The 16,909-nt window shown below is 48.5% G+C and carries 17 protein-coding genes and 1 pseudogene; 6 read left to right on the top strand and 12 right to left on the bottom strand.

The annotated features are described in order from the left end of the window. From ACLR2L_RS12005 to ACLR2L_RS12030, 6 genes and pseudogenes are all read right to left on the bottom strand, one after another. Positions 1-264, bottom strand: a pseudogene (locus ACLR2L_RS12005) (RND family transporter); the annotation flags it as partial. Further along, positions 254-1,150 (bottom strand): VacJ family lipoprotein, encoded by an 897-nt coding sequence (locus tag ACLR2L_RS12010; RefSeq protein ID WP_413368459.1) that lies wholly within the window; start codon positions 1,148-1,150, stop codon positions 254-256. The pseudogene ACLR2L_RS12005 and the gene ACLR2L_RS12010, both read right to left, overlap by 11 nt. Further along, complete coding sequence (locus ACLR2L_RS12015) at positions 1,140-1,508, bottom strand: hypothetical protein (RefSeq protein WP_413368460.1); 369 nt, start codon at positions 1,506-1,508, stop codon at positions 1,140-1,142. Before ACLR2L_RS12015 ends, ACLR2L_RS12010 begins: the two co-directional genes overlap by 11 nt. 115 nt (positions 1,509-1,623) lie before the next feature. Continuing rightward, complete coding sequence (locus tag ACLR2L_RS12020; RefSeq protein ID WP_413368461.1) at positions 1,624-1,779, bottom strand: hypothetical protein; 156 nt, start codon at positions 1,777-1,779, stop codon at positions 1,624-1,626. Positions 1,780-1,850: 71 nt separating this feature from the next. Continuing rightward, entirely contained in the window at positions 1,851-2,420 is a 570-nt protein-coding gene (locus ACLR2L_RS12025; protein WP_413368462.1) for a BON domain-containing protein, read from the bottom strand. A 186-nt stretch (positions 2,421-2,606) separates the two neighbouring features. Further along, positions 2,607-3,203, bottom strand: a complete 597-nt coding sequence (locus ACLR2L_RS12030; protein WP_413368463.1) for a hypothetical protein — start codon at positions 3,201-3,203, stop codon at positions 2,607-2,609. A 259-nt stretch (positions 3,204-3,462) separates the two neighbouring features. Between ACLR2L_RS12030 and dld the strand changes: the two genes are divergently transcribed. The 6 genes from dld (at position 3,463) to ACLR2L_RS12060 (ending at position 11,031) form a co-directional block, all read left to right on the top strand. Beyond that, entirely contained in the window at positions 3,463-5,163 is a 1,701-nt protein-coding gene (dld, locus tag ACLR2L_RS12035; RefSeq protein WP_413368464.1) for a D-lactate dehydrogenase, read from the top strand. A 181-nt stretch (positions 5,164-5,344) separates the two neighbouring features. Continuing rightward, positions 5,345-7,603, top strand: coding sequence for a TonB-dependent receptor plug domain-containing protein (locus ACLR2L_RS12040; protein WP_413368465.1), 2,259 nt, complete (start codon positions 5,345-5,347; stop codon positions 7,601-7,603). 91 nt (positions 7,604-7,694) lie between these two features. Continuing rightward, positions 7,695-8,753, top strand: a complete 1,059-nt coding sequence (locus ACLR2L_RS12045; RefSeq protein WP_413368466.1) for a hypothetical protein — start codon at positions 7,695-7,697, stop codon at positions 8,751-8,753. Continuing rightward, positions 8,750-9,292, top strand: a complete 543-nt coding sequence (locus ACLR2L_RS12050) for a response regulator transcription factor (RefSeq protein ID WP_140956661.1) — start codon at positions 8,750-8,752, stop codon at positions 9,290-9,292. Before ACLR2L_RS12045 ends, ACLR2L_RS12050 begins: the two co-directional genes overlap by 4 nt. Positions 9,293-9,365: 73 nt before the next feature. Beyond that, positions 9,366-10,043 (top strand): PepSY domain-containing protein, encoded by a 678-nt coding sequence (locus ACLR2L_RS12055; protein ID WP_413368467.1) that lies wholly within the window; start codon positions 9,366-9,368, stop codon positions 10,041-10,043. Continuing rightward, the gene (locus tag ACLR2L_RS12060; protein WP_413368468.1) at positions 10,036-11,031 is read left to right on the top strand and encodes a 2Fe-2S iron-sulfur cluster-binding protein; all 996 of its coding nucleotides are present in this window, start codon (positions 10,036-10,038) and stop codon (positions 11,029-11,031) included. The genes ACLR2L_RS12055 and ACLR2L_RS12060 overlap by 8 nt, the downstream gene beginning before the upstream one ends. Positions 11,032-11,082: 51 nt before the next feature. Here the strand turns inward: ACLR2L_RS12060 and ACLR2L_RS12065 are convergent, their stop codons facing one another. From ACLR2L_RS12065 to ACLR2L_RS12090, 6 genes are read right to left on the bottom strand one after another with little or no spacing between them, the layout of a single operon-like run. Beyond that, positions 11,083-12,072: an aldo/keto reductase gene (locus tag ACLR2L_RS12065; protein ID WP_413368469.1), complete on the bottom strand. Its 990-nt coding sequence runs from the start codon at positions 12,070-12,072 to the stop codon at positions 11,083-11,085. Between the two features lie 60 nt (positions 12,073-12,132). Then, positions 12,133-13,074, bottom strand: a complete 942-nt coding sequence (locus tag ACLR2L_RS12070; RefSeq protein WP_140956654.1) for a Gfo/Idh/MocA family oxidoreductase — start codon at positions 13,072-13,074, stop codon at positions 12,133-12,135. 50 nt (positions 13,075-13,124) lie between these two features. Then, positions 13,125-14,018 carry an amidohydrolase family protein gene (locus tag ACLR2L_RS12075; protein WP_413368470.1) on the bottom strand — a complete coding sequence of 298 codons (894 nt, stop codon included), beginning with the start codon at positions 14,016-14,018 and terminating at the stop codon, positions 13,125-13,127. Continuing rightward, on the bottom strand, positions 14,015-15,034 hold the full coding sequence (locus tag ACLR2L_RS12080; RefSeq protein ID WP_140956652.1) for an amidohydrolase family protein: 1,020 nt from the start codon (positions 15,032-15,034) through the stop codon (positions 14,015-14,017). Before ACLR2L_RS12080 ends, ACLR2L_RS12075 begins: the two co-directional genes overlap by 4 nt. A gap of 20 nt (positions 15,035-15,054) precedes the next feature. Further along, a complete protein-coding gene (locus ACLR2L_RS12085) occupies positions 15,055-16,158 on the bottom strand; it encodes a 4-oxalomesaconate tautomerase (protein ID WP_413368471.1) in 1,104 nt (367 codons plus the stop codon). 2 nt (positions 16,159-16,160) lie between these two features. Continuing rightward, positions 16,161-16,850 carry a 4-carboxy-4-hydroxy-2-oxoadipate aldolase/oxaloacetate decarboxylase gene (locus ACLR2L_RS12090; RefSeq protein WP_140956651.1) on the bottom strand — a complete coding sequence of 230 codons (690 nt, stop codon included), beginning with the start codon at positions 16,848-16,850 and terminating at the stop codon, positions 16,161-16,163. Positions 16,851-16,909 lie beyond the last annotated feature (59 nt).

Below are 16,909 nucleotides of genomic sequence, written 5' to 3' on the forward strand. Positions count from 1 at the left end.
GAAGGTTTGTTCACTGAACACTTCATGATGCGTCGGTTCATAGGCAACCAGTATAAATTCATCCGGACTAAAGGTTTGCTGAGCAAGCTGAGACTGAATATACAACTGGTTATCTTTGGCCAGCAGGGTATCGGCCGAGGCCGCAATCTTAAACCGTGGGATGCCTGTAGCCGCAACAGCCAGAATGGCGAAGAACACCAGTACCACCATCAACCTGTACCGAATAATGGTGTCTGCAATGCGGGACGCTAAATTAGTTTTCATTTTCACTCTGCTCGTCAGACGTTTGCTTGCCAAACCACATATCCCGCTTTTGCGCCTGTAAATATTGATTGCGGAAGAAAATATACGGATCGTCAGCTTCGTTATACAGCGTGTGATAAGTGTCAGAAAGACGACTAAAGTCATCCACACCGTCGACCGCACGCAGTTGATAATTGTGCGGCGCATGGGTAACGTGATTTACCGGATGCACAAAGCCTTCAGCTAGCACCGACACGCCGTTTCTGACATCGCTTTGCCCGAGTATTGGCAGTACCAGATAAGGTCCGGGTTCAACGCCCCAGGCTGCCAGTGTGTCACCGATAGTTTGTGGCTGTTTGTCGAGCCCGAATAATGAAGTTGCCGGATCAAACAATCCCAGAACCCCCACGGTGGTATTGATCAGGAAGCGCCCGAGATTACTACCAGCATGGTTGATTTCGCCGGCAAATACATGGTTGAGTAAATTCAGCGGCTCGCGAAGATTGTCAAAGAATCGGCCTACTGATTGTCTGGCCGGATCAGGTACAACTGCCCGATACCCTTTGGTAACCGGTGTGAGCACATATTTATACGCACCATGATTAAAGGAAAACATTACCCGGTTAAATCCTTCCCACGGATCGTCTTCCCCGCCAGTTGCTGCGCCACTATTAAGTGACGTTTGTGCCATCGACACCACAGCCGGTTCAACATTGATTTCCCCCTGGGAGGTTGAAATTTTTATCGATTGACCGTTAGACATCGCTTCTTGCGCCGACATGGATTGGGTTGGCTTGTCGAAAGTCAGGGTGTGCTCAGTTGCCTGCTTGTCAGGTAACTGAGCACACCCGGTAACTGCCGTAAGCATCCATCCCGAAAACACGAGCGTTAATACCTTATAATGCATGCCCTTGTCCGGTTTTCATGCGATGGTGGCGCAGTATTGCATTTGCTCGCTCAAGCGAATCATCGCGGTTAAATTGCCAGTTGCGCTGTTCGAATTCCCGCGCTTCACTTAAATAATAAATGATGCGTTTTAATCGCAACGAATGAACCCGGTTTTGAGTATTAAAACGGGTATCTTCGATAGCGACTTCAAGTGATTCGATGGCGTTACTGTATTCTGGAGGCGCAGCCACTTCAGTTGTAAATTGTGCGCTATCCTGATCCTGTACCCATTGTGTGAGAGGCGTTGATTGACTGGTTGCCCATACTCCGCTGCAAACCAGTAGAGATCCAAATGCCCATTTTGTTACGTTATGCATTGTCGTCACCACTGTGTTGGTTTTGCTTTCACACCGGATGTCACTGCTCTCCGGCTCCAGGCTAATCGGCATACCGAATTAGCGTAATGTTTGTCCTAAACAGCCGGGGCTCAGTTTATAGGGTAGCGTCTTCAGCGTTAACGGGTTCTGCTGGCTCGTTCAGTCTGATCTGATATTCAGCAGGATTGGCTGACTCTTCATATCGCGCAAACCAATTAAAATATGCTCGCTCGCCGTTTTGAAACTGTGATTTGGTCTCGGCTTTGTCCATGTAACTCAATTCCTGCTAATAAACGTTATGTAAAAAAAGAGAAGCCACCTTTGGGTAGCTTCTCTTAATCATTATTCAGATTCATCAACGGTAAGCTCATCGTCTACCGACTCAACATCTGATGTATTTTTTGCGATTTCAATTGCCAGCGCACGTGCACTTTCACTTTCAACGGTGCCCTTTAGCATCACGTGGCCATTGGCTACGTCTACATCGATATCAAGGCCAGAAATATCACTGTCCATCAGCAATTTAGACTTCACCACTGTCGCAATTTTGGCGTCTTTCAATTCTTGTGACACCGGCTTTTTATCAGCCATATGCTCACTATCGTCGAGACTGACGACTGAAAGCTGGTTATCAACCTTAGTTACGCCTTCAATTCCGGCTACCAATTCTTCTGCCAGCTTTTTATCGATACGACTGTCGACTTTACCTGTCAGGATCACAACCCCCTCTTTTACATCGGTATTGATGTCAAAAGAATTCAGGTGTGTGTTAAACAACAAAGATGCTTCTGCCTTGCCATCAATCCAGGCATCCTTCGCTTTATCTTCCCATTCGGTAGACGCATATACAGAGGTTGCAGCGGTAGTAGCGAATACACCAACTGCGATACATGATAAAAGTGAACGTTTCATGGAATATCTCCTGTTTAGAGTTCACAGACTCTACAGCGAGATTTGGGCCAGAATTTCAACCCTTTGTTTTAAATGAATAAACTTAAATAAACTTAGACTAAAGACGAAGAAATCTGTAGCAATTTCTCGACAGTTTGTAGAAGTTACCGATGGTATAAACCGGCATTATGCCATCGGTTAAGACGTTTAAGATGTAACGCGGGCAGATGCAGCGGCAAAATTGGTTGGCGTACGCTTTTTCTGCAATAACTGCGCAATAGCGTCACAAATTGTTTCACGCTTCTTAAAATAACTCAGCGCTATTAATTTGTTTTCACTTGGCCAAATTGCTTGCTCAAGCAAGAATTTGTCGTTGTCGGATAACGCACTGGTATCCAGTTCAATAGCCACGGCTTTTTTGTTAGGCTTAAGCAGCATTGGCGAAGCCGATTTTACAATGTCGGGCGCGACAAACAGAAACTGCCTGGAGATCGGATCTTTCACCACACCTATCCTGCCATGATAATACAATATAGCGGGCCACCCTTCGGAGATGCGGCTCTGGTAAAAAATGAGAAAGGTAAACAACAACAAAACAATAAATGTCATGCTGACAAAGAACATAGATAATCCTGGGGCCACCGAAACGATACCGGCAATGCCAAGAACAAATAACATCCAGAAACCAAACACCCTGCGCAATACAAACGGCGATACGCCAGACAGCACCTGCGCATGTTTGATTTCCTGAGGCTCAAGTTGGAATAAACTCACCAACGAATTTGTTTTCACATCGTTCAACATTGTTGTCTGCTTTGATTTGTCATCTAATCACATCATACCCAATTGCAGTATTATCAAAAAGGTTTAATGTGGGCTTTTTTCTAAAAAAAACAGCCGCCTATATACGTTCATTAGCCATGCGTTCAACGTTAGGCTTCAAATGATGAACCTTGTACGCTTATCCGCCCCAATTTGATTATAATGAACGCCTTTTATGGCATTATTCCGTTCGATGCCCAATCCATACAGAAAGTTCATACATTTCCAAGGAACGACAAACATGTCTGCACACCCTGTTATAAATTCTCTCGCGTCTGTACTCAGTGAAGCACATATCCTCACAGAATCAAAACGCACTGAGCACTATCGCTCAGGGTGGCGCTCAGGCAGGGGCGAGGCATTGGCAGTGGTATTTCCTCAAACCTTATTACAGCTTTGGGAAATTCTGGAAATCTGTGTTGAACACAATTGCATTATCATTATGCAGGCCGCTAAAACCGGTCTTACTGAGGGTTCAACTCCAAGTGGACAGGATTACGACCGCGACATCGTGATCATCAATACGCTGGCGATGAACGAGTTGGTATTACTGGGAAACGGCGAGCAAATACTGAGTTTTCCGGGTACCACGCTGCATCAGTTGGAATCATCGTTAAAACCGCTCGGACGCGCACCGCATTCGGTCATTGGCTCATCATGTCTGGGAGCCTCTGTAGTGGGCGGCGTAGCCAATAATTCCGGCGGCGCGTTAGTTAAACGAGGTCCTGCCTATACAGAACTCGCCCTGTTCGCCCGCGTAACAAAAGAAGGTAAGCTGGAATTAGTTAACCACCTGGATATCCCCCTTGGCGAGTCACCTCGGGAGATATTACACAACCTGCAACATGGTCAGTTTGATAAAAACATAACGCCCACTGCGCGTAAAGCCAGTGCGTCTGATTACGAAGCGCGACTGCGCGATGTAGATGCAAACACGCCCAGCCGTTTTAATGCCGACACCAGTCGACTTTTCGAAGCCAGTGGCTGTGCGGGGAAGCTGGCTGTGTTTGCGGTGAGGCTGGACACCTTTGCCATCGCCAAACAGGAAAAAACCTATTACATTGGCACCAATAACCCGGATGTGCTCACTGCGTTGCGCCGGCACATACTCAGCACATTCAAATACTTGCCCGAAGTCGGTGAATACATGCACCGGGACATTTTCGACATTGCCCGGGACTATGGCAAAGATACCTTTTTAAGCGTTAAGCACCTGGGCACACAACGCCTGCCCAAACTCTTCGCCTTAAAAGGTAGAATCGATGCCTTACTGAACAAGCAAAGCTGGCTTCCGAAATATTTATCCGACCGGGTAATGCAAGGCATTGCCCGTTGTTTTCCGGCTCACTTGCCCGAGCGACTCAACGCCTATCGCGACCTGTATGAACATCATCTTATTTTAAAAATGAGCGACAATGGCATCGCTGAAGCCGATGCATACCTAGCTGAGTTTTTTGCGCAAAATCACCAGCGAGGCGATTATTTTTCCTGTACCGCCGAAGAAGCAGCCAGTGCTTACCTGAACCGCTTTGCGGCGGCGGGCGCGGCGATTCGATATCAGCTTCTCAATCAGCGGCATGTGGGTGATATAGTGGCGTTGGATATTGCGCTCAAACGCAACGACATACAGTGGGTTGAATCACTGCCTGATTCGATTAGCCAGCAGATCGACAAAGCCCTGTATTACGGCCATTTTTTCTGCCATGTGTTTCATCAGGATTACGTTCTGAAAAAAGGCGCTGATGCCAAAGCAGTGAAAGCCGCCATGTTAACATTGCTCGACAGCAGAGAGGCTAAATACCCGGCAGAACACAATGTGGGGCATCTTTACAAAGCAGAGGATGGCCTGGCAGCCTTTTACCGGGAATTAGATCCCACCAATACCTTCAATCCAGGCGTAGGAAAACTCGATAAGCACAAGCGACAATGCGGGTGCTGTTGAGCTCCTCTCAATAAAGACTCACTAGCGAAGTGCGACAATTTGCCGCACGCGTAGTTTTGTTACGAAGATTACAATACGCATAGAGAAAAATCAGGTAACCACATAAATTTCCTATAAATTTGGAATAAACCAAAGAAAAAATCTGGTTACCTGCTTATTGTTAATCCTTATGGAGAACACTGTGCGCAACCGGACAATATTGCCAATATTTATCACAAGTACGTTATCACTTACCGTTAACTCTGCTTTTGCCAATACACCAGTCAATAACGAGATTGAACATATCAGGATTAATGGACATCAAAATGGCTTACATCAACATACCCGTGGCTTAAACGAAGAAGATATCAGGAATGCGCTTGGCGCAGTTACTGACAGTGCTCAGTTACTTAGCACTTTACCCGGCATTCACATCAACGCTGCTGGCGGACTATCTGGATTACCCGCCATTAGAGGATTAGCCGATGATCGACTGCGCATCCAAACCGATGGCATGGATTTAATATCCTCATGCCCGAATCACATGAACCCACCGCTCTCCTACCTGTCGCCATCCTCTCTGGCCGATATATCGGTATTTACCACCGTTACGCCGGTAAGTCAGGGTGGAGACAGTATTGGCGGCACAATCAGCACAACCAGAAAACAACCAGAACTTGTTGCGCCGGGTGAAAATACTACCGTAAGCGGAGACATTGGTGGTTACTGGCGCAGTAATAACCAGGCACAGGGTATACAGGCAAATCTGAATATCGCAGGTGAGACATGGGGTATTCGTTACAGTGGCAACGCCAGTAAGGCTGATAATTACCGTGCCAGTGCTGCTTTTAAAAACGCTACAGCCACAGGCCGACCAGAGCACTCACTCAGGTTGGATGAAGTTGGCTCTACTGCCTACAAAACCCAAAACCATAGCCTGGCTTTACGCTATCAGCATCAGGCAGATGAGCTGGACTTACAAATTAATCATCAAAACATGCCTTATCAGCTTTACCCCAACCAGCGTATGGATTTACTAGACAATGAACAGCTAAGTATCAACGCCGCGTGGCGGCGACAAACTACCTGGGGCAAAGTGATAACGCGGATCTATCAGGAAGACGTTGACCATTACATGAACTTTGGCGACGACAAGCAGTTTTGGTATGGCTCACTTGCTGCAATGGGTATGCCCTGCTCTCCTGTTCGCTTTACCGGGGATCCTGAGGGAACCTGTGCTGCAGGTATGCCTATGTACAGTGAATCTGTATTGCGTGCAGCAACAACCGACATTGAATGGATAAAAAGCCACACTGACACCCTGCGTTTTGGTGCTGGCATACAATTGTATACTCTTGATGATTATTGGACGGCATCGGGCGGTGGTATGGGGCCTGGCACGTTCGAAAATATCGATAATGGACGCCGCAATCGCCTGTTCATGTATGTAGAGCGCGAGCAGAAAATAACACCAACCGTAACAGCAAACTACGGTGCCCGCGCGGAAAATATTGCCTTGAGCAGCGGCGAAGTTCAGGGATACGCAACCGGTGAAAATGCGCCAGGCATGCAATACCTGCAAGCCCTGATGTTTAATATGGGAAATCGGGATGACAATCAGTTCAATCTCGATATAACCGCAGCCTTGAATATTAAAGTCAGTAGTGAAGTTTCTGCCGAAGTAGGCGTATCGCGCAAAGTTCGGTCACCAAATCTTTATGAAAAATACACCTGGTCGAGCTGGATGATGGCCGCATCAATGAACAATACGGTTGGCGATGGCAACGGCTATGTTGGTAACACAGATCTGAATGCGGAAACGGCCTACTCAATCTCAGCCAGTCTATTGTGGCAACCTCAAAACAGTGGCGCTCAATACTCATTGTCACCTTATTTTACCTATGTTGATGACTATATTGACGCAGTAGCAGCAACTACCATGTGGAATTCGGGGCAGTTTAATGTGCTTACTTACAACAACCAGGCAGCCAGATTATTCGGTGTAGACGCGAATGCCCAATATCAGTTCAACACAGCCAATTGGGGTAGTTTTGTTGTAGAGGGTATCGTCAGCATAACACGGGCAGAAAATACCGAAACAGACAGCGGCCTCTATCAGACTCTGCCCTTACACGGCAATCTAGCCATCAACCATGTGTCGGGCCCCTGGCAAACACAAATAACTTGGGAGTTTGCCGCCGCTAAGACGAACATTTCAGAGGTTAGAAACGAAATAGAAACCGCAGGGTACGGATTATTGGGATTACAAACAGGCTATGTCACGGAGCAGTTTCGCGTAGATTTAGGAGTAGAAAACCTGCTCGACAAATTCTATTTTGACCCTACAGCAGGCACTTATACCGGGCAAGGTATGACCATGTCTATGAATGGTATTCCATTTGGTATCGGAGTACCGGGTATGGGCAGAAGTGCCTTCATTAGCGGTACACTTTACTTCTAATACGCAGAAGACTGGTATTACAGGTTCCATATCAGAGTGTTAATGATAAGCTAAGTGCTTTCAGAGTAAGTTCAAGGTAGCCCATTACACCATGCTTTTATTGCTGTACCTGGCACTATTCGGTAAACAACGTGCACCTTCGGGGCTTGTGATAACTCTGGTGCTGTTTGAGATCATCGTGGTGAATACCTCGATAGCACTCAATGGGGCCGCAAGTAACCCGTTTGCCAGTGTCTTATTGGTTCCGTTGATTCTCGGATTGGTCTGGTTACCTGTGTTGCCTGGCCTGGTTGTGTTAGCAATTAGTGTCGTTGCCCAGGCCATGCAGCTTATGGCACCAATCAGCGACCACCATGGCGCCATGATGCAGAGTCACGCTCAGGGTATGATTGGAAGCTTTATTGTTACCAGTTGCATGATTGCTGCTGTTGTTCACTTTTTTAAATATCAGCTAAAAGTAAAACAAGCTGCAATCCAGCAACTGCGTGAAAGACAGTTGCGAGACGAACAATTGTTGGCAATTGGCACCGCGGCCGCTCAGCTTACCCATGACGCAGCAACGCCGGTGCAAAGTATGCAGCTATTACTGGAAGAATTGCAGGACTCGCCCGGTTCACCGGATTTAAGTGAACTGCAAATGCAATTTGATATTCTGCAAGCTCTGCTTAGTAACTGGCGTGACGTTGCAAACGAAGTCAGAGCGGCAAAGGTCAGTGATTTCAGCGTACAGTCAATACTGAATAGCGCGCGGCATATTGTGCGCCTTAGCCGGCCAGAAACTGAGGTCAACTGGCCGTCGCCCGAAAACGCCTATGAACACGTTTATATCACCGCCGATCGCACACTGGTGCCAGCAATCGCCAGTATTATCATTAATGCCTGTGATGCGGCAAACCTGCATCACAATAACACGGTCAATATTCAATCAGATCTTCAAGGTGAATCGTGGCAACTCAGCATCGACAATCCCAGCGATAATGACAATCCCTTACACAGCAATTTAGGTGCAAAAATAGTAAGCAGTGAGAATGGTTCAGGTGTTGGAGCAGTCTTATCCAATGCAACTGTAGAAAAGTTTCGCGGCACAGTGCACTGGCAATATGAACAAGCTCGCGTACACACCACAATAACGCTTCCGGTGACGACATGACTACACCAATATTGCTGCTAATTATTGATGATGACGAAAACTACACGCGAATTTTAAAACGACGATTTGAACAGGTCACTGATTTGCAATTGATGTGTTTCAAGCGCGCATCGGAGGCACTAAAATTTACTCCTGCGTCGCCGGTTTTCGGTATTTTGCTGGATATGATGATGGAAGACGAAACCGGTTTGGATTTTGTAGCGCCACTTCAGACACATTTTACTCCTCAACACCTGATAATCATGACCGGTTATGCCAGCATAGCCACCACCGTTACAGCCATTAAACGTGGCGCAACAGACTACGTTGCCAAACCAATTGCTTTTAAAGCACTGCTGGAAAAACTGGGATTAGTCACTGGCGATAACACCAGCTCGATTGTCCCGGCACCACTTACCGCCGCGCAATTGGAATGGGAGCACATTCAACGGGTACTTACTGATCATCAGGGTAATATTACAAGAGCGGCAGAAGCATTGGGAATGCACCGGCGCAGTCTGCAACGTAAATTACAAAAATATTCGCCCCTCAAACAATAAAAGAGTCATGACTTCACTAACAATAACAACAAGAACCCTACACAAGTGGCTAATGCGATGCATAGGCATACAAATGTTGATCTGGGCTGCTACTGGCCTGTATATGGTAAGCATGGATATCCATTTCATCCATGGCGAAACGCTAACAGATGATAAACACGCTACATTTAATATCGGTGATGCCACCTACCCTATCAGCGAGTTACTGGCGCGATTTCCCACCGCAACCGATATCGTGCTGTATAAACGTTTGGATACCCTTGCCTATCGATTTTCAGTAACTAATAGCAAACAATCGATAGTGGTTAGTGCGCAAAATGGCAATGAACTAAGCCTGATAACACAATCCGATGCCAGTCACATCGCTTTGGCATCGGTGGCAGAGCCTGCCAATATCAGGCTAACCAAACTCATTGATTTACCCCAGGCCATGCCTGCTGAGTTAAGCCCGCGATGGTTACCGGTCTGGCAGGTCACGTTTGACGATCTGGCTGCCACCACGTTCTACATCCAGCAATCCACCGGCCAGATAGTTACCAGGCGGCACCACTTCTGGCGCGCATTCGACTGGATGTGGCGTTTTCACATTATGGATTATGACGATGGCGAGAATGTTGCTAATCCCTTGCTGACGGTACTCGCCATCCTTGCTGTTATTGCAATCATCAGTGGTGTGGTGCTCCTAATTTCCAGGTTTATCCCAGTGCGCCCTTCTGGTGTTAACACTGCAGAAGGCGTCGCTCATGAATAAACGGATTGTAATTTCAGGGTGGCATAAGTGGTTGTCGTTACTTGTTGGGCTTCAATGCCTGATTTGGACAGGCACCGGGATCTACTTCAACCAAATGGACAGTGAAGCGGCATCGGGCAATCAGTACCGAACATCGGTTTCGCACCGCGGCAATACACCAAGCAGTACCTTCACGTCTTTGGCAACACTCCCGATTGCTGAACCTATACTATCAGCAGAATTGATCTGGATATCGGGCACCCCGCTTTATCAGATAAAAACAGAGCTGCCTTTGCACGATTACGTTACCCAGCAACATGCCCTGTATCACGCGGTAACCGGCTTACCCTGGTATATTCAGCCAAACGATATTCAGCGCATAGCCGTTCGTTCCTATACCGGACCAGGTGAGGCATCGGCTCCTGAACTCATACTCCCGCCTTTTGATTTCGATGGCCGACAGCAAAATCCATTGTGGAAAGTGTCTTTTAGCGACGAAGTACATACCAATGTGTATCTGAATGCCGATACCGGTAGAGTGATTGCCCACAGTAACGATCATTCCCGCCTGAAACATTTAATGCTCACACTGCATTTTATGGATTACACCAACAGCGGTGGATTTAATCATCCGCTAATTGTAGCATTTGCCATCGCTACATTAATGCTGGCAGTAAGTGGCCTGTTACTGGCCTACCAACGTTTACCAATGCGAACCGCACGCGCCAATACGCACATTGACGTGCAGGTTATTCAGGCCGGGGAAACAACACAATTATCGTTACGCGCCAATCAGCCGTTGCTTTTTGCGTTGGCGAGTGCGGGTATTCACGTCCCCACAGAATGTGGCGGCGGCGGTACATGTGGACAGTGTGTAGTGCAAACCGACACCAGTGTTGCCATCAACGACGTTGACCGGCACCACCTGAGTGAGGACGCATTGGCTAGCGGTGAACGGCTCAGTTGTCAGCATCTTTGTAGTGAATGCAAAGTGGTCACGCTCAAATAGCATCAAACAAAAAACCGCACTGCATGCGGTGCGGTTTTTTGGCCAAGCCAGTTAAAACTCTTCAGTATCAATATCGCCTTGTGCCGCGGCCGGGTACCTGGGCCCTTTTACTGTTTGCTGATTAATCAGCTCACCGGCAGAGCGTAATACCTCGGCAGACACCTTCAATGTGCTTGCCGCGATATTTTCCATCATATGTGCTTCAATACGCGTGCCTGGCAGTGCATGAATAAAATCGCCCTGGGCCAAAACCCACTTAATCGCGAGCTGCGCAGGAGTGCAGCCAGCCTGTTCTGCCAAACGGGCAAATTCAGCGTACAATTTGCGGTTAGCCTGCCAGTTTTCACCTTGAAAACGCGGCATACCACAGCGAATATCGCCAGCGTCGAGTGTACTGATATCAGTAAAGGTATTGCTCAGAAAGCCCCTGGCTAATGGGCTGAATCCCACGAACGCGATGTTCAGCGATTTACAAGCCTCCAGCACAGCAATTTCAGCATTGCGTGTCCACAGGGAATATTCTGTTTGCAGTGCCGCAACGGGGTGTTCCTGATGCGCGCGCATCAAGGTTTGTGCAGAGACTTCCGATAATCCAATTGCACCAATTTTACCGGCTTTTACCGCATCCCCCAAAGCGCCCACACTTTCTTCCACGGGTACATCCGGGTCGATACGGTGCAGGTAATACAAGTCGATGTAGTCGGTTTGCAGGCTTTTCAGGGCGGTGTCCAGTGTTGCATGTAGTGTTTTAGGGTGCCCGTTGATAACGCGCTTGCCATTTACCCCGGTCATACCGCACTTGCTGGCTAAAAGGATCTCATTACGAAAGCCCTTAATTGCCTTACCCACCACCACCTCGTTGGCCCCAAAGCCATACAAAGCAGCAGTGTCAAAGTGATCCATGCCTGCCTCGTAAGCGCTTTGGATCAGACTTATAGCATCACTTTCGGGTAGCTTTCCGCTATAAGCATGACTGACATTCATACAGCCAAAACCAATTTCCCCTACCCATTTACCGGCCAGTTTCCGTTTATTCATCATGGTACTCCTCAAAGCAAAACGGCTTGCACCAGGCAAGCCGTTAACGGTAAGCGTAGTCAATTACGCAGATAATTGTTGCTCAAGTTCGTGCAGCACGCGATAACAGTTTAGCACCTGTCCTACGCTTGAGTTTGGCTCGCGGCCTTCCTGAATTGCAGCAACAAACTCGCGATCCTGCAGTTCTATGCCGTTCATCGACACATCCACTTCAGACACATCGATTGGGTTTTCTTTTCCATCAACCAGGTCGTCGTAACGGGCAATATAGGTACCGTTATCACAGATATAACGGAAGAAGGTACCCAATGGTCCATCGTTGTTAAACGACAAAGACAAGGTACAAATTGCGCCATTTTCAGCTTGTAACTGAATAGACATGTCCATGGCAATACCCAGTTCAGGATGGATTGGACCCTGAATTGCATTGGCTTTCACTACTGGCGATCCAGCCTGATACGCAAACAAATCCACAGTATGTGCAGCATGGTGCCATAGCAGGTGATCGGTCCAGGAGCGCGGCTCGCCTTTGGCATTGATGTTCTTGCGGCGGAAGAAATAGGTTTGAACATCCATTTGCTGAATGTTCAGCTCGCCAGCAGTAATTTTGTTATGCACCCATTGGTGTGAAGGGTTGAAACGACGGGTATGACCTACCATGCATACTTTGCCGGTTTCCTGCTGAGTTTTCACTACCGCTTCGGAATCGGCCCAGCTGTCTGCCAGTGGGATTTCTACCTGCACGTGTTTGCCGGCTTTCATACACTGAATAGCCTGTGATGCGTGCTGTTGGGTAGGCGTACACAGGATCACGGCATCCGCATCACTTTCCAGCGCATCTTCAAGGCTGGTATACACATTAGGGATTCCGTACTGGTTTGCTACGCCCTGGGTTTTCTCCAGTGAACGGCCCACCAGGCCAACTACTTCTGCACCATCGATATTCTGCAAGCCGTCCAGGTGTTTAATGCCAAAGGCACCCGGGCCCACTACAATAATTTTCATATTCGTTACTCCACGTTTTATTCAGGTTACGTGAGCGGCAATGCCGCTGCTTAATCCGCCCAGTACAAGCGCATCGGATTGTCGATCAGCAATTTCTGCTGCAGCGCTTCTGTAGGGGCAATTAAAGGGATCATGTCTACCAGTTTGCCGTCATCGGGCATGTGGCTTTTCATATTCGGGTGCGGCCAGTCGGTGCCCCACAATACGCGATCAGGGAAACGTTCCACAACAGTGCGGGCAAATGGCACAACGTCAAGATAACCGCCATTTGGGCCACTTACTGAAAGACGTTCCGGGCAACTCACTTTCGACCAGAAATTCGGATTTTCTTCCAGCAATTTAAGAAACAAACCAAATTGCTCGCCATCCACAGGCTGAGTTACATCTGGTCGCCCCATGTGATCTACCACTACCGTAGTGGGCAGGCTGGTGAAAAAATCATATAGGTCTGGTAGTTCTGCGGCTTCGAAGTAAATCACAATGTGCCAGCCAAGGCGCTTAATACGATTAGCGATAAGCGTTAAATCGTCAAACGGTAAGGCATCCACCAAACGCTTTACAAAGTTAAAGCGAACGCCGCGAACACCCGCAGCATGCAATGCATTCAGTTCTTCGTCGGTAACACTGGCTTTAACCGTCGCTACACCGCGTGCAAGACCGTTACTGTGGTTCAATGCGTCAACCAATGCGCGGTTATCAGCACCGTGGCAGGTAGCCTGCACAATTACATTGCGGGAAAAGCCCAGGTGATCGCGCAGCGCCCACAGTTGATCTTTAGAAGCATCACAGGGAGTGTATTTGCGTTCAGGTGCGAACGGAAACACATCGCCTGGCCCAAACACGTGGCAATGGGCATCTACAGCACCTGCTGGCGCCTGGTAACCAGGCACCGACGGGGATTGATGCCAGTGCAACCAATCGGCATCGGGGGTAAACTGACTCACAGGCCCATCTCCTTCAATTTGACATCCAGTCGCGGATAAACGCGACGAGCATTGCCAGAGTATATCGCGGTGCGGTCTGCATCAGACAAATTCAATGCATCCACGTAACGCTTGGTGTCGTCAAAATAGTGACCGGTTTCGGGATCAATCCCGCGTACCGCACCAATCATTTCAGATCCAAACAAAATATTTTTGATATCGATTACTTCAAACAACAAATCGATACCCGGCTGATGATACACACAGGTGTCAAAATACACGTTTTTCATTACGTGCTCAGCCAGCGGCGGCTGATTCATCATATCGGCCAGCCCGCGATAGCGCCCCCAATGATACGGAACCGCACCACCGCCGTGGGGAATAATAAAGCGCAGGTCAGGGAAGTCCTTAAATAAATTGCCTTCCAGGAATTGCATGAAAGCCGTGGTGTCAGCATTCATGTAGTGCGCGCCGGTAGCATGGAAGTTTTCGTTGCATGAACCTGATACGTGAACCATCGCAGGGACATCCAGTTCTACCATTTTCTCGTAGAAGGGATACCAGCTTTTATCGGTTAGTGGTTTAGACGTCCAGTGGCCGCCCGACGGATCCGGGTTAAGGTTACAGCCCACAAAGCCAAGTTCAGTAACACAACGCTCCAGTTCTTCTACCGAATTTTTAATTGGTACACCGGGCGACTGCGGCAGCTGACACACACCAATAAAGTGTTGAGGGTACAAATCCACAACGCGCTTGATCAGGTCATTACAGGCGCTTGTCCACTGTTTGGATACCGCCTCATCGCCCACATGATGGGCCATTGCTGACGCGCGGGGTGAAAAAATGGTCATGTCTGAACCGCGTTCTAATAGCAGTTTCAACTGGTTTTTTTCGATACTTTCACGAATTTCATCGTCGCTGATAAAGGGAACTTCTGGCAATGCCTGCCCCGATTCGAATGCCTTAATCTGCGCTTTTCTGAACAACTGCAATGGCTCTGGTGCAGTAGTGTAGTGTCCATGACAATCAATGATCATGCTGATGTCCTCAATCGTTGTTATTCTGCTACTGGCTGGCACTGATTCGGTACCAGCACTTCTCCACGCATTAATAATCGGGCGGTACGCAGCAAGGCTGCGCGTTTTACACTGAATGTATTTAACGCATTTGCGCCACTGATATCCATTTCTACCGTAAATGCGCCGGTAGGATGTTCAATTGTGAGTATTTGACTTTGTGAACTGTTATCGGCCGCTTTGTTTACATAATCGCTCGCTACCGTGCCAGCCAGTACACAGGCAGTAGCTACGCTAACCGAACCCAACACGCCGATAGCATCATGTACCCGGTGCGGAATAAACGTGTGGGTATTCACTACCCCACCATGTACCGGTGCTGATAACAGGCTCATTTTAGGCACGGTTTTGTTGGTCACATCGCCAAGATTCATCAGTTTGCCTGCTTGTAGACGAATGGCTTCTATTTTGGCTTTCACGTCGGCCTTGGCTTCCAGCTCTGCCGGACTTTCCTGCCCGGTAGCGCCCACTGCCGAAGCATGTAGTAACACCACTGGCATGCCATTGTCGACACAGGTCACTGCAACACCGTTGATTTCGTCAATGGCGTTACCAGTGGGAAATAGCGCGCCACACGACGAACCCGCTACGTCCAGAAAATCAATCATCACTGGCGCAGCTGTTCCAGGCACGCCATCAATCGCAGCGTCGCCTTCGTACTGAACTTCGCCATTGGGCGTTTGGATACGGGCAACAGCCAGTGCTCCGGTGTTAACCATGTGAATGCGCACATCGGTTACATCTGACTGCGCGCTCACCATACCCTGCTCAATAGCGTATGGACCCACACCGGCCAGAATATTTCCGCAGTTTTGTGCGTCAGTCACCCGCGCTTCGTCTACCACAACCTGCAAAAACAAGTAGTCTACGTCGGCATCTTCTCTTGTTGACGGGCTGACCACCGCCACTTTACTGGTTAACGGGTGTGCACCGCCCATGCCATCAATCTGGCGTTCGTCCGGCGAACCCATCGCGGCCAGCAATATAGCATCGCGCTGGGTAGCATCCGACGGTAAATCACTGGCCTTAAAATACAGGCCTTTGGATGTGCCACCGCGCATTACATAGGCAGGAATCGCTTTCACGACTAGTTTTCCTCACCGTATTTAACGTAGCGCAAGCCTTTTTCTGCCAGGCGCTCTCGCATGTTGTAAATGTCCAGGCCCAGTTCACCCGCCGCTAAACGCACGCGCTTACTGTCTTCGTTTGCCACGCGCGCCAGTACTTTTTCGTGTACGGCATCGGCTTCTTCCCGTGCAACCACCACAACACCATCGTCGTCGGCAACCACAATGTCACCCGGATTGATTAGCGCACCTGCACACACTACAGGCACGTTAACACTGGCAATGGTTTCTTTCACTGTACCTTGCGCAAATACTGCGCGAGACCACACAGGAAATTCCATTTCGGTAAGGGTAGCGATATCCCGCACGCCGCCATTGATAATCAAACCTTTTACACCGCGCGCTTTCAGTGACGTGGCCAGCAAATCACCAAAAAAGCCGTCATCACACGGACTGGTTGGGGTAACTACCAGCACATCACCTGGCTGGCACTGCTCAACCGCTACGTGAATCATCCAATTATCACCTGGTGCAACCTGGCACGTTACCGCTGGACCTGCTATTGCAGCCGGGCGGTAGATTGGCCGCATGGCTTTGTCTAATAATCCCTTGCGCCCCTGCGCTTCATGCACAGTAGCAACCTCTGCCCCCTGATAATGTTCAATGGTAGACGCTGACGGTCTTGGACAGCCTGTTACACAAATTGCCATGGTAAATAATCCTGCATTCATTTCGTTATGGATTTAGTATGCGACAGCACAGCTAAAAA

Origin of the sequence: Alteromonas sp. AMM-1, assembly GCF_047290655.1 — a bacterium.
Lineage (GTDB): Bacteria > Pseudomonadota > Gammaproteobacteria > Enterobacterales > Alteromonadaceae > Alteromonas > Alteromonas mangrovi.

Coding starts and splice junctions, on each gene's coding strand:
- ACLR2L_RS12010 (WP_413368459.1), bottom strand. CDS start 1,150: ATGCATTATAAGGTATTAACGCTCGTGTTTTCGGGATGGATGCTTACG.
- ACLR2L_RS12015 (WP_413368460.1), bottom strand. CDS start 1,508: ATGCATAACGTAACAAAATGGGCATTTGGATCTCTACTGGTTTGCAGC.
- ACLR2L_RS12020 (WP_413368461.1), bottom strand. CDS start 1,779: ATGGACAAAGCCGAGACCAAATCACAGTTTCAAAACGGCGAGCGAGCA.
- ACLR2L_RS12025 (WP_413368462.1), bottom strand. CDS start 2,420: ATGAAACGTTCACTTTTATCATGTATCGCAGTTGGTGTATTCGCTACT.
- ACLR2L_RS12030 (WP_413368463.1), bottom strand. CDS start 3,203: ATGTTGAACGATGTGAAAACAAATTCGTTGGTGAGTTTATTCCAACTT.
- dld (WP_413368464.1), top strand. CDS start 3,463: ATGTCTGCACACCCTGTTATAAATTCTCTCGCGTCTGTACTCAGTGAA.
- ACLR2L_RS12045 (WP_413368466.1), top strand. CDS start 7,695: ATGCTTTTATTGCTGTACCTGGCACTATTCGGTAAACAACGTGCACCT.
- ACLR2L_RS12050 (WP_140956661.1), top strand. CDS start 8,750: ATGACTACACCAATATTGCTGCTAATTATTGATGATGACGAAAACTAC.
- ACLR2L_RS12055 (WP_413368467.1), top strand. CDS start 9,366: ATGTTGATCTGGGCTGCTACTGGCCTGTATATGGTAAGCATGGATATC.
- ACLR2L_RS12060 (WP_413368468.1), top strand. CDS start 10,036: ATGAATAAACGGATTGTAATTTCAGGGTGGCATAAGTGGTTGTCGTTA.
- ACLR2L_RS12065 (WP_413368469.1), bottom strand. CDS start 12,072: ATGATGAATAAACGGAAACTGGCCGGTAAATGGGTAGGGGAAATTGGT.
- ACLR2L_RS12070 (WP_140956654.1), bottom strand. CDS start 13,074: ATGAAAATTATTGTAGTGGGCCCGGGTGCCTTTGGCATTAAACACCTG.
- ACLR2L_RS12080 (WP_140956652.1), bottom strand. CDS start 15,034: ATGATCATTGATTGTCATGGACACTACACTACTGCACCAGAGCCATTG.
- ACLR2L_RS12090 (WP_140956651.1), bottom strand. CDS start 16,850: ATGGCAATTTGTGTAACAGGCTGTCCAAGACCGTCAGCGTCTACCATT.